The organism is Candidatus Eisenbacteria bacterium (assembly GCA_016235265.1).
Taxonomy (GTDB): Bacteria; Eisenbacteria; RBG-16-71-46; order RBG-16-71-46; family JACRLI01; genus JACRLI01.
In genome coordinates this window covers 99810-112306 of the sequence record JACRLI010000007.1, presented here as the reverse complement: position 1 = coordinate 112306, position 12497 = coordinate 99810, and the positions used below count along the sequence as shown (strand labels likewise).

Below are 12497 nucleotides of genomic sequence, written 5' to 3'. Positions count from 1 at the left end.
TCCCTTCACTGCCCGACGTCGCGGCACTCGACGTAGCAGGTCCTGTGATTCAGCGGCAACGCCGTTCCGAGCAGCAGTCCCACGACCGCGCCGATGCCTCCACCCGCGGCGGTCGCGACCTCCCTCGGGCTGAATGTGAAGAGTCCTTCGGGCTGTTCGTCGCTCATGGCCGAGCCGACCATTGCGCCGGCCAGGCAACCCACGACCATTCCGCCGAAGAGGCCCAGCACCATGGTGCCTGCGTTCAGACGGCCGCCTTCGCGGTATTCGATGCGGGTTACGTCGCCCAGCGGGAACTCCCGCAGGGCGCCCGGGACTGCCGTAAGGGGCTGGAGCCGGATGACTGAGGTGCCGGTGTCGAATGAATCGAAGCTCCCGGTCACCGAGTCGCCGCCGGCCCGGTGCAGGACCACCGGGGTGCCGGTCCTGAGTTTGTCCGCGAGCACCCAGAAGCACTGGGGGGCCTGCCCTGCCAGCTCCTCCTGCATGCGGTCAGCCCGCGCCGGGGCGCCGGCCAGGAGCAGGATCACGAGCAGTGCGAGCGACGCTGCCGGAGCAACCGACCGTATCCAACCTTCGTGTGATTTCATGGTCCCCCCCTCAATACACCCGCCGGAAGCCCGGCCGGATGGTACCGGCGGCCATCAGTACCGGGGACAGGAACAGGTGGAACAGCATCAGCGCCAGCAACGGCCAGAAGAAGATGTGGGGCGCGTCGCGCAGCCACAGCATCGCCGGGGCCATGGCGATGAAGCTCAGGTAGTTGTTGAGGCTCGCAAATCCGGGCTTCCAGTGCGTGGTCACCAGGCTGGTGATGGGGTAGCGCACCGGAGCCCAGCACAGCACAATCAGCGCGGCGGTGTAGAGCGTGCCCCACACCGGCGGCAGGCCCAGGAACCAGAACAGCAGCACCGAGAAGAAGGCCGGCGGCGCGCCGCGGCTCACGCCCTCTTCCAGTACGCGAGCCTTCATGGAGTACTTCAGGCTGCAGGTCATCGCCGCGGCCACCGCCAGCGGGGCACCCCAACCGGGCAGGAACACGCCGGCGCGCCAGCAGAAGATCATCGGGACGAAAGTCAGGCCGATGACGTCGGTGATCAGGTCCAGCGTCTCGCCCGACACCTCGGGGACCTTCTGTTTCACCTTGAAGGCGCGGGCCATGGTGCCATCGGTGTGGTCCACCACCAGCACCAGCAGCAGCCAGCGCACAGCGGCATCCAGGTTGCCGTGGAGGAGTTCCTGCGCCGCGAGCATCGCGAAGCCCAGGCCGGCAAGCGTCCAGAGGTGGATCAGGAACGTCCAGCGGAGGCACATGTTCATGGCGTCACCTCGTACCCTTCCTGACCTCCGCCACCTCAAAGTGCGAGTAGACAAAGGAACGGTCCTGCCAGAGCAGGCGCGCGGCCTGCGCGTCGTCGGGCTGGAACAGGGCGTCGAGCGTTGCCGGGTGCTTGCGGCGCACCAGCAGGTTGCGATAGCAGATACGCGCGCCGGGGCGCGCCACACGGTGCGTCTCGCGCAGCATGTCCTGGAAGGTGGCGGGCGGCACCCATTCGAACACGTTGGAGTAGGCGAATGCGTTCACGCTGGAGTCCGGCAGGCGGTGCAGCAGCGCGCCCACCTCGTCGGTCACGATCTCCACGCGGTCCACGGCCTCGCGCAAGGCCGGGAAGTTCTCCGCCAGCAGGTAGGGCGGCATGTCGCGCTCGTCGCGGTAGCGGCCCAGGCAGATCTGGTGCAGGAAGTAGTTGTCGCGCGCGGGCAGCTCGGTGAGCGCGTGGCGCGCCAGGCCCAGGAAGTGCGCGCCGAAGTCCGGGATGTTCTCCACGTAGGTGAAGAACGCCGGGTCCAGGCCCGCGGCCCCCAGGAAGCGGCGAGAGAAGAACACGCGGAAGAACGCGCGCCACAGCGGGGTGTTCCACTCCCTCTCGTAGAAGTCGCGCTGTTGATCGGAGTCGTTCATGGCGCACAGGCGCTCGATGCGCGCGCGGCCGTAGAGCACCTCCAGCAGCTTCCGGAACAGGCCCAGGTAGCGCTCGTAGCGGCCCTGGCCCAGCGCTCCGCGCTCCAGCTCGTGCGGGTGGCGGTCCCAGTAGTCGCGCGCCCGCGCGGTGAGCGCGGGGCGGCACTCGAGATAGAGCTGCAGCCGGTGGCGGGCGTCGCGCGCGCCGAGCAATTCCAGGTACTGCCCGTGGGACAGCTTCCGGGCGCCGGCGAGTTTGAGTTCCAGAAGGCAGCCCTGCGCGGCGTTGAGGTCCACGGCCATCACGCGCTCCGGGCCCAGCAGCGCCAGCGAGAGCGCGGTGCATCCTCCGGAAGTGACCACCAGCGCGGTATCGCCGCGATGAATCCCGAGCGCCTCCACGTCCATGCGCGGGTCTTCCCAGCACTGGGCGAAGAGGAGTCGCTCGAACACCGGACGGTCGAGGATTTCCGGAAGGCTGGTGGTCGCGGGGTTCGCGATCCCGCCGATTGCGCTCGCAGCGCTTGCGCTCCCGGCGTTCGCGGCGGTCACGCCGCACTCTTGCAGGGCTGTGCTTTCCACGGCAAGTCCCTCCCCCAGGCGGTGGCCTCGCAGAACGCGAGGATGTTGGGCAGGTAGGCGTCCGCCGGAGGGAACTCCGGGCGCGAGGCGCCCAGGTCCGCCCGCAGCGTGGCGTCGTCGAATTCCAGGTCGCCGTCCAGGTAGGCGAAGAAGGATGCCAGCGACTCGCTTCCGCGGCGGGCGCTGCCGCGCGGAGGCGCGGGGGCACCGTCCGCGCGGAGCGCGTCGCCGTCGGCCCCACATTCCGTTGCGGGCGAGATGTGACCGGTTCCCAGGAACCGCAGTGGCCGGCCTCCGGCCCGGCCGAAGCGGTGGATCACCGCTTCGAGCAGGTCACGGACGCGGACCGAGCGTTCCATCCCGGCCGTCACGTGGTAGGTGGCGCAGCGCCGCCGCGGGTGGATCGTGAGTTCGGCGATCACCTCTGCGGCGTAGTCGGTGGGCACCAGGTCCAGGCGCGCGTCGGCCCGTCCCGGGATGTCCCGGAGCAGCCCGCGCGCCACCAGCTTCAGAGGCAGGTAGATGTTGGCGAAGTTGCAGGTGTGGCCGTCGCGCGAGTCTCCCAGCAGGATGGCGGGGCGGAATACCGTGATCGGAAGGCGCGGCATGCGCGCGCGCATCCACGTCTCTGCCTCGAACTTGCTCTGTTCGTAGGCGTTCCGGAAGCCCTGGCCGCGGTCGAGGTCGCATTCGGGAATGCGTCCCGACCGAACGCCGGCCACGTAGGCGGTGCTCACGTGCGAGAACTGCTCCAGTCGGCGGCAGCGCTCGGCCAACGCGAGCAGCTCCGCGGCGCCGCCGACGTTCACCCGCCGCGCTTCCGTTAGTGGTTGGCTCAGGCCGATGCTCGCGGCGGCGTGGACGATGTGCGTCACGCGGTTGGCGAGCTCTTCGTACGCCGCGGGGGTCATTCCCAGGCGCGGCAGCGTCACGTCGCCGCGCACGGCTTCGAGGCGGCCGCTTGCGGCGGCGCCGGCGTAGGCGCGCAGGTAGTCGCGGAGTTCCGCGAGGCGCGAGGCGACTTCGGCGCCGTCACTTCCGCGCAGCACCAGCACCATCTCCGCGCCGGGCGCGCGGCGGATCAGCCGCGGCAGCAGTTCCCGGCCGAGAGAGCCAGTGGCGCCAGTGAGGAGGATGGTGGGGGTCATGGTGGCCTCGCTTTCGATACCAGGGTCCATGGGGGTGGTATCTCAAGGGGCGTGCCATTGGAGTCGCGGAATTTCTCGGCGCACAAGTACTTGTGGGACAATGCAGTATGGGGTTGGATGGCGCGCGGGGGCTCCGCTCGGTGGGCTTGGAAGTATCTCGGGGTGGACTTCGGGTGTATTGGGGGATTGTCAGGATGGACAGACAAGGGCCATCAGCCGGCAAGGAGTCCAGTTATCAGGTGTCTGCTTGGCGGGGAAGCTTGCGACCCCCCGTGGGGGGCTGCCAGGAGATTGGTAGTCGCCGGTTGAACCACGGGCAGTCGAATATGTGAGACGGCGCGAGGGGGCGCGCCCGAATGGCACGCCCTCTCGTAGGATTCCGACTTTCTGTTCGGCTGCTCAACCAGTCTAGCGGATCAGCACCAACCCCCGGCTCACGCGCACGCGCTCCCCGCGAACACTCAGGTAGTAGATCCCCGATTTCGCGGTCGCCCCCGAGGCCATCCGCCCATTCCACGAAAGCGTCACGCCGCCCTTCAGCGGCCGGCCTTCGAACAGCCGGGAGACCATGCGCCCGGAAACGTCGTACAACGAGACCTTGACGGGCTCATCCGGCAAGGATGCCAGCGAGATCCGCCCGCCCGCCCGGTAGGGATTGCCGAACTTCACCAGCGGGGCGCCGCTTCGGGCGCGATCTCCCACCGCTGCCGGTGCAATGACGTACGCGGTGGCGATGTTGGTCAGGACCGGTTCGTTGAAGTCGAAATAGACCGCCGCCTGGTTGTTCAGGACCGTCCAGTCTGGCAACCCGGGCTTCGGTCGGACGGTGAACTTGACGAAGCCGTTGCTGCCGGTCGGGTCCACGGTGCTGTCCGGCAACCCGATATTGAGGAATGTCCAGCGCAGCTCCCGATTGGTCCTGGTGAACGTGTACGGATGACTCGCAACTCCCTCCACAACCGTGGCCATGTCGAGATTCGCTGCCAGCGTGTCCCGGAGGACGACCGTGGCGGCGGTGTCGGTACCGACATTCTGGAAGTTGACCTTGTACGTGAGGACCCCGTCGGGCGTAACAAACGGATCAGGGCTCACCTGCTTGTCGTTCGGGTCCCACGATCCGACCACGAGCTGCACCTCCTGGTCGAGGTTGTCCGTCGGGTGGCTGTCGAGCGCGGACGGCTCGATTGCCGCGTATGTCACGAGGGGCGTGCCGAGCGACAGGTACGCCGGAACCTCCATCCGCGCGGTGCGAGTCAGCACGTCCCCGGGGGACATGGATGCGGTCCAGGTGACGCTGTTGTTCAGCGCGTCGTAGACGCCGCCGTCGCTGCAGTCCACGTACGTCACCTCCGGCGGCAGGGTGAGTGTGGCGGTGCACGGATCTTCGGTCATCGTCCCGATGTTGCGCAGGGCCACCGCACAGGTCCTCGTGAACCCGCGCTTCGCCCGTCCTCCGGCCACGGTGATGCGCAGGTCATGGACACCCGGGGTTGGAACGAGGCCGAAATCGAGCCCCGTGAGGGTCTCCGAACCCGCGATGTCGAAGGTGCGCGTCCCCCCCGCGGGGCACGGCACGGTCCAGTTCTCGTAGGGAATGGCGCGCAGCGTGTAGTGGTCGGGGTCGCGGATGATCATGGAATAGCGTCCGTCGGCACCCGTGGTCGCCGCGTGTCCGCCGGGATCCAGGATCACCGTCCATCCGGCGAGGCCCGGTTCACCGGGGTCCCTGACGCAGTCACCATCGTCATCCCGGTAGAGCAGGCCCGCGCACGTGGCCGACCCCTTCAGACCCAGGCTGTGGTAGGCGCCTGCCGCGATCGCCACGAATCTGGAGTTGGGATAGGGGACGTTGAGCTGGCCATTGTTGGATCTTCCCCATCCCACGATCCTGCCGTCGGACTTGAGACCCAGGCAGTGAGTCCGGCCGGCCGCGACCTTGACGAAGCCGGTGTTGGGGGACGGAATGTTGAGCTGCCACTCACTGTTGTCCCCCCAGGCCACCACCGTGCCATCGGACTTGACGCCCAGGCTGTGATACTCGCCGCCGGAGATCCCCACGAAGTTCGAGTTCGGCGCGGGGACGTCGCACTGCCCGGCAGGCCCGTAGGGCCAGCCCAGGTAGTTGTTGTTCCCCCAGGCGACGACAGATCCGTCGGACCGGAGCGCCAGATTGTGAAGAAAGCCGGCAGCGACCGCCACAAATCCAGAGTTGGAGCCGGGAACGGCGGAGCACTGACCGTACTCATTGTTCCCCCAGGTCACGACCGACCCGTCGGACTTGAGACCCAGACCATGTGCGACGCCCGCCGCGATCGCCACGAAGTCCGCGTTGGGCGCCGGAATCGTGCACTCACCGTAGTAGTTGGAGCCCCAGGCCACGATGGAACCGTCCGACTTCAGCCCAAGGCTGAAGGACTGGCCCGCCGCGACCTCCACGAAGCCGGTGTTGGGCCAGGGGACGTCGCACTGACCAAGATTGTTCCATCCCCAGGCAACGATCGCGCTGTCGGCGCCGATGCCCAGGCCGTGGAAGGTGCCCGCCGCAATCTTCATGTAGCCGGTGCCGGCGGGGGCGATGCCCTGGTTGTAGCTGTTGTCCCCCCACGCCACGATGACCCCGTCATCCTGGGCTTGAGCGGATGCAACCGGGAGGCATGCAAGCAGAATGGTAGCGAGGAGATTGGCGGCGGCCCTCATGATGTACCCCTCTCGTCGGTCCGAGTCGCGGGACGCGCATGGAGTGTGCTGCGAGCAGCGCATCCCGCAACGGCGGAATAAGCCTCTTGAACAAGGGGTCTTCCCGGCGGGCGTGGGCTTTCTGACCGGGTCGAACGCACCACCGGGGTCAACTATGTTGATAGCCGGATACTATACTCCAAATTGCCGGTTTTGGGAAGCCGGGAGGATCCGCCAGTCGACATGGGCACGGGGTGGAGTGCGGGGAGGACACCGCGGCCGGCTAGAACGTCGCGCGGAGCGCGATGCCCGCGGCGCCCGTCCTGGGAGAGACGGCCGGCACAAGGCCCATGATGCGGCCCGGGTCGGCGCCCAAGCGGGCGTTGTGCGCGCGGACGGTCCGGGGTGTGGTGGCGATGTCCATGAATGCGTCGATGACCAGCAGCGTGCCCCCGGCCAGGACGATCATGATATCCGCGAGCGTTCCCCCGAAGAAATCGTCATGATCATCGCTATTGACTGTGGCCACGGCTGCGGCGGTTCCGGCCACGATCACGCCTCGGGATACGACCCACCATCCGCTGCCCCCCGCGAGGAGGCGTCCGGCCGAGGGGCCAACGATGGCCCCGATGGCGAACAGGCTCCGGCTCGCGACCTGACTGCCCTGCTCGTAGGCGGGGTGGGCGGTCAGTGCGCCCGCAGCCATCGGAAGGGCTGTCGCGGCCAGGGAGAATCCCACCGCCGTGGACGGCGAGATCCAGCCGTCGGGATGTTCGCGCGCGTCCGGAAGGCACGCCTTGAGAGAGTCCACCCGCATCGTGGAAAGCGAATCCAATCCGGGGTCGCCGCCATCATCCGCCCACGCCGGAGCCTCGGCCCAGGCTGCCCCGAAGGCCAGCGTGAGCATCACCAATCCCGAGGCCAGCATATTCACGAGTCCCTCCCCTCGCCCGCCGCTCGCGGCCCCCTGGAGACGTGCACGTTTCCCTCGATGAAGAACCGCCACTGCGTCTCGCGCGCCACGCTGATGCCTATGCGCCCGCTCACTCCCACGCGCTCGCGGCGGCGTGGGCCGGCGCGCTCGATCCGCAGCGCGCCGTCGTCACGCGTGAGGTCCAGCCGGCTGTGTTCGCGCGTGAGGCCGAAGGCCTGCGCAAGGCGCGCGGGGCCGGAGGCGATGCGGGGATCCGGGGCCGCGCCTTCGCCGGAGCGCTGGATCCCGCGGCGCTCGCACATTCTCTCCACACCCGCCAGCGGCTCCACCGCCCGCAGCAGCACCGCCGCGGGATAACCCTCGCGCTCGGTGACCGCGTTCAGACAATGGTGCATGCCGTACGTGAAGTACACGTAGGAATAGCCGGGAGGTCCGTACATCACCTCGTTGCGCGCGGTGCGGCCGCGCGCCGCGTGGCACGCGGGATCCTCCTCGCCGACGTAGGCCTCGGTCTCCACGATGCGCCCCACCAGCAGCCGTCCGCCCTCCGAACGCACGAGGAGGTGGCCCAGGAGCGCCCGGGCCACCTCCACGGTGGGTCTGTTGTAGAACGATCTCTTCAGCGCCGACATCCGTCTCGCCTGGCTCAGCGGCCTCCCGGGACGTTGGACGCACCGCCGCCGCCGAAGCGGTATTCCACGCCCACCAGCAGGTGGCCGGAGCCGGCCACGTCCTCCAGGTTCGCCGCCATGCCGAGCTGGCGCGAGAAGGTGAACCGCCCGCCGACGCGGAAGATCCCCGCGCCGCTGCCGATTCGCTTGTTCGACGCGGTGACCCGGTAGCCCAGGCCGGCCCAGCCGGCCCACGACTGCCCGCTGCCCGCGTCAACCTCGAAGCTCAGGGCGGGGACCAGCTGCCCGTAGATGCCGGTGTCGCCGCCGCCGGTCACCAGGCCGCCGGCCAGCTCGCCCCCCAACTCCACGGGGAAGTCGCCGCCGGTGCCCATGATGCCCGCGCGCAGGTCTCCCTGCAGGGCGAATATCTTGTCCGCCAGGCCGGCCTGCACCCCCACGGTGCCGTGCGAACCGTAGTTCGCGCGCACCTCCGCCAGCGGGCCCAGGCCCACCGGCCCGGAACCGAGGTACAGACCGAGAGACTTCTGCCCGTCCCCCATGCGGTTCAGGGGGCCGAACTGGCCGAGATACTGCCCGTGCGCCGGCCGCGCGAACGCGGCGAGGCACAGCAGCGGGAGTAGCGCAGCCAGGGTGCGGACGGTGGTTTTCATCGTGGTTCTCCGTCGGCGCGCCCGGACGGGCCGGGCGCGCCAACCTTGGAATCGCCTACTTCTTCTTCGCGGGGGGCGTCACTTTGACCCTGGAGCCGCTGTATTGGTTGCTCTTCAGGAAGTTCACGCCCACGGAAAATGCGTCCCCGCCGCCACCCGCGGTGAGGTGGTTCCACTCGGCCACCACGCCCATGGACTTGGAGAAGTCGAACTCGCCGCCGATGCGGATCAGGCCGGAGGTGGCGGTGTTGCCGGAGGCAGCGTCCAGCTCGATGCCCACGCCGCCCCAGCCGGAGATCGAGCCCGAGCCGGCCGGCGCGGAGATGCTCACGCACGGCACGCCGTTCACCATGAACACGTTCGAGCTTTCCGTGGTGTAGCTGCTTCCGAAGACCTCCACGGTGGTGGCACCGGTGTGGCTGAATCCGGCAGCGATGTCGGCGCCCAGCTTGAATCTGTCGTTGCCCTGGATCGGGTGCGCGAAGTCAATGCGGCTGTCCAGCTGCGCCCCGAAAGAGGTCGGGCCGCTGTTGCTGGTCTTGCAGAAGCCGGCCTGGATGCCCAGGTCCATCTTCTTGCCCATGCCCAGGCGCACCATGCCGGTCGCCGCGATGGAAGTGCCGCTGGCGAAGCTGGTGTAGACGCCGAATTCCGAGAGGCCGCCGGGGCCGCTCTGGCCGAGCGGGCCGAACTGGCCGAAGAACTGGGCGTGCGCGGTGGCGGTAAGCAGGACGGCCATGGCAAGGGTCAGAATGAGGGTACGCTTCATCTTCATGCACCTCGATCGTTGAGAGGGGTGGTACGGCGGCAGTCCCGTCGCGAGTCCATCGCGCGGCCGACGCCCAGCCGGACACGCGGACACCCAGGAAGCGATTGTCCGCGCATCGCGAGGAAGCCTGCGGTAGATTATCCCCCGGGGAATACAGTGTCAAACGATCTTGGGCCCCCCGCGGAGGGCCGGGCCGGGCCCGGGCCGGGTGTCCCATCCGCGCGCCGGCGCCCGTGCGAGGTACCCATTCGGAGGCACGCATGCGGATTGACCTCAACACCCTGACCCATGACCAGGCCTACAAGCTGATGATCAGCGCCCTCGTGCCGCGCCCCATCGCGTTTATTTCCACCGTGGGCGAGGACGGGGGCCTGAACCTGGCTCCCTTCTCCTTCTTCATGGGGGTGGGCAGCCGGCCGCCGATGCTGGCGGTGTCCGTCGAGCACCGCCCGACGGGCCCGAAGGACACCGTGCGCAACATAAGAGCAAACCGCGAGTTCGTGGTGAACATGGTGGTGGAGGAGATCGCCGAGCAGATGAACCTGGCCAGCGGCGACTATCCCTACGGCGTGGACGAGTTCGAGGTGGCCGGGCTCACGCCCTGCCCCAGCGCCATTGTCAAGCCGCCGGGGGTGGAGGAGTCCCCGGTGCGCTTCGAGTGCCACGCCGTAAACCTGATGGAAGTCGGCAAGAGCCCCAACACCGTGATCTTCGGCGAGATCCTGTGCATCCACGTGCGCGACGACCTCTACCTCACCGACAAGATGCGCGTGGACACGCCCAAGCTGGGTGCGGTGGGCCGCCTGGGCGGCCCGCAGTATTGCCGGGTGAACGACATCTTCGAGATGATCCGGCCCAAGGTGAAGTAGGCGCCCCCGCGCTCCCCGCCGGCCACACCGGGAAGGCGGGGCGGGCACACCTACATCCCCAGCTGCCACATCAGGAAGCCGTACAGGTCCACCGCCTCGTCCAGCCGCTTCGAGGTGGGCTTGCCCTGACCGTGCCCCGCCTTGCCCTCCACCCGCAACAGGATCGGAGCGTCGCCGCCGGTCTGGGCCTGCACCAGCGCCGCCATCTTGCGGGCGTGCAGCGGGTGGACGCGGCTGTCGCCCTCGCCCGCGGTGAACAGCGTGGCGGGGTACTTCGTCCCGGGCTTCACGTTCTGGTAGGGTGAGTAGGCCTTCAGCCACTCGAACTGTTTCGCGTCGTCGGCGGTGCCGTACTCGGGGACCCAGTACTTCCCGATCAGGAACTTGTCGTAGCGCAGCATGTCCAGCAGCGGCACCTGGCACAGGATGGCGTGGAACAGATCCGGCCGCTGGGTCAGCGCAGCGCCCACGAGCAGCCCGCCGTTGGAACCGCCGGAGGCCGCCAGCTTCTCCGGGCTGGTGAAGCGGTTCCCGATCAGCCACTCGGCGCAGGCGTGGAAATCGTCGAACACATTCTGCTTCCGCCCCAGCCGGCCGGCCTCGTGCCACTCGCGCCCGTACTCGTCCCCGCCGCGCAGGCACGCCGAGGCGAACACGCCGCCATGCTCCAGCCACGCCATCACGGACGCGCGGAACCGCGGCGCCTCGGTGACGGCGAAGCCGCCGTAGCCGCTGAGCAGCGCGGGGCGGGCGCCGTCCAGGTGCAGCCCGCGCTTGTACACCACGAACAGCGGCACGCGGGTGCCATCCTTCGACTCGGCGAAGACCTGGCGGGTTTCGAAGTCCGCGGGGTCGAAGTCGGCATCGGCGCGGTCCACCAAGGCAAGCGCGCCGGTGGCGAAGTCGTAGCGGTAGATGGACCCGGGGTAGGTGAAGGAGTCGAAGCGGAAGAACATCTCGGCGCCGTCGGGGTCTCCCGAGATGCCGGTCACCGTGCCGGGCGCCGGCATGGGGATTTCCTTCTCCAGCTTCCCGTCCAGCGAGTACAGGTAGACGTGCGACACGGCGGCCTCGCTCACCAGCAGCACGATTCTGCCGGCGATGATGTCCATGCCGTCCATCACCCCGGTCTGCTGCGGGATCAGTTCCTTCCAGTTCGCGGGCTCCGGCGTGGCCGGCGGGGCGGTGACCACGCGATAGCGCGGCGCGTTCACGTTGGTCAGCAGGTAGAGTGTGCCCTTGTAGCCGTCGCCGCCCACGCGGCCGTCCAGGCCCACGGCCACCGGGCGGAAGGGCTCGCCGGCGCCGTTGGCGCGCACGAACAGGTCGTTCTTGGCCCAGTCCAGAGAGCGGCTGTAGAACAGCCACTTCCAGTCGGCGGAGGCGCCCACGCCCAGGTTCTCCTGGAAGGCCCTTCCCTCCTTGCCCACCACCACGACGTCCTTTGACGGGTCGTCACCGATCCTGTGGTGGTAGATCTTCACGTGGAAGACCTCCTGGCCCGCAGGCACCTCGCCCCTGGCCGGGTGGCGCGTGTAGCTGAACCCGTTGCCGTCGGGGTCCCACGCCACCGATGCCCGTGCGGTGTTGGGGATCATGTCCGGAAGGTCCCTGCCGGTGGCCACGTCGCGCACGTACAGCGTGCTCTGCTCGTCGCCGCCCGCGGACTTGCCGTAGGCGATGCGCCCGCCGTCCGGCGAGGTGTAGCGCCAGTCGAGGGCCACGGTGCCGTCCTGGCTGAACGTGTTGGGATCCAGCACCGGCTTCGCCGGACCGTCGAACTGGCCCTCGCGCACGTACACCACGGCGTGGTTCTGCAGGCCGTCGCGCCGGGTGCTGAAGTAGCGCCGGCCGTACACGGAGGGCGCGCCCACGTCGGGGATGGCGAAGAGCTTCTCGAACCGCGCGCGGAGCGCAGCGCGGCCGGGCCAGGCGGCGAGACGCTCCTGGGTGAACTTGTTCTGCGTGGCCGTCCAGGCCCTCACCGCCTCGTCGTCGCCTTCCAGCCAGCGGTACGGGTCGGTGATCACGGTGCCGTGCAGCGTGTCATTCACGGCGCGGACCTGCGTGGGCGGGTAGTCGGGCCGCCCCGACACCGGGCCGGCCTTGGACTCGGCCGCGCCGGCCACGGCGGGCAGGAGCAGGAGCGCGAGCGCCAGGACGGAGGCGCCGGCGGTGGAGGAGGAACAGGTCGCGTGCATGGATGGTAGTTCTCCTTGTGACGGCGCGGGGGCACCAGGTAGGGCAGGCATTCATCCCTGCCAGCGATTC

11 protein-coding genes are annotated in these 12497 nt (G+C 68.7%); 1 reads left to right on the top strand and 10 read right to left on the bottom strand.

From position 1 onward, the window contains the following. Positions 1–5 precede the first annotated feature (5 nt). The 9 genes from HZB25_04030 to HZB25_03990 form a co-directional block, all read right to left on the bottom strand. Positions 6–590 (bottom strand): hypothetical protein, encoded by a 585-nt coding sequence (locus tag HZB25_04030; GenBank protein ID MBI5836394.1) that lies wholly within the window; start codon positions 588–590, stop codon positions 6–8. Between the two features lie 10 nt (positions 591–600). Then, on the bottom strand, positions 601–1320 hold the full coding sequence (locus tag HZB25_04025) for a hypothetical protein (GenBank protein ID MBI5836393.1): 720 nt from the start codon (positions 1318–1320) through the stop codon (positions 601–603). 4 nt (positions 1321–1324) lie between these two features. Then, entirely contained in the window at positions 1325–2545 is a 1221-nt protein-coding gene (locus tag HZB25_04020) for a DUF3419 family protein (protein MBI5836392.1), read from the bottom strand. Next, the gene (locus tag HZB25_04015; protein MBI5836391.1) at positions 2512–3693 is read right to left on the bottom strand and encodes an SDR family oxidoreductase; all 1182 of its coding nucleotides are present in this window, start codon (positions 3691–3693) and stop codon (positions 2512–2514) included. The genes HZB25_04020 and HZB25_04015 overlap by 34 nt, the downstream gene beginning before the upstream one ends. A gap of 408 nt (positions 3694–4101) precedes the next feature. Next, on the bottom strand, positions 4102–6303 hold the full coding sequence (locus tag HZB25_04010; GenBank protein MBI5836390.1) for a hypothetical protein: 2202 nt from the start codon (positions 6301–6303) through the stop codon (positions 4102–4104). A 349-nt stretch (positions 6304–6652) separates the two neighbouring features. After that, a complete protein-coding gene (locus HZB25_04005) occupies positions 6653–7303 on the bottom strand; it encodes a hypothetical protein (GenBank protein MBI5836389.1) in 651 nt (216 codons plus the stop codon). Further along, the gene (locus HZB25_04000) at positions 7300–7935 is read right to left on the bottom strand and encodes a DNA-3-methyladenine glycosylase (protein MBI5836388.1); all 636 of its coding nucleotides are present in this window, start codon (positions 7933–7935) and stop codon (positions 7300–7302) included. Before HZB25_04000 ends, HZB25_04005 begins: the two co-directional genes overlap by 4 nt. 14 nt (positions 7936–7949) lie before the next feature. Continuing rightward, entirely contained in the window at positions 7950–8588 is a 639-nt protein-coding gene (locus HZB25_03995; protein MBI5836387.1) for a hypothetical protein, read from the bottom strand. A gap of 55 nt (positions 8589–8643) precedes the next feature. Further along, the gene (locus tag HZB25_03990) at positions 8644–9363 is read right to left on the bottom strand and encodes a hypothetical protein (GenBank protein ID MBI5836386.1); all 720 of its coding nucleotides are present in this window, start codon (positions 9361–9363) and stop codon (positions 8644–8646) included. A gap of 254 nt (positions 9364–9617) precedes the next feature. Between HZB25_03990 and HZB25_03985 the strand changes: the two genes are divergently transcribed. After that, positions 9618–10226 carry a flavin reductase family protein gene (locus HZB25_03985; protein MBI5836385.1) on the top strand — a complete coding sequence of 203 codons (609 nt, stop codon included), beginning with the start codon at positions 9618–9620 and terminating at the stop codon, positions 10224–10226. Positions 10227–10276: 50 nt separating this feature from the next. Here the strand turns inward: HZB25_03985 and HZB25_03980 are convergent, their stop codons facing one another. Beyond that, complete coding sequence (locus HZB25_03980; GenBank protein MBI5836384.1) at positions 10277–12427, bottom strand: S9 family peptidase; 2151 nt, start codon at positions 12425–12427, stop codon at positions 10277–10279. Positions 12428–12497 lie beyond the last annotated feature (70 nt).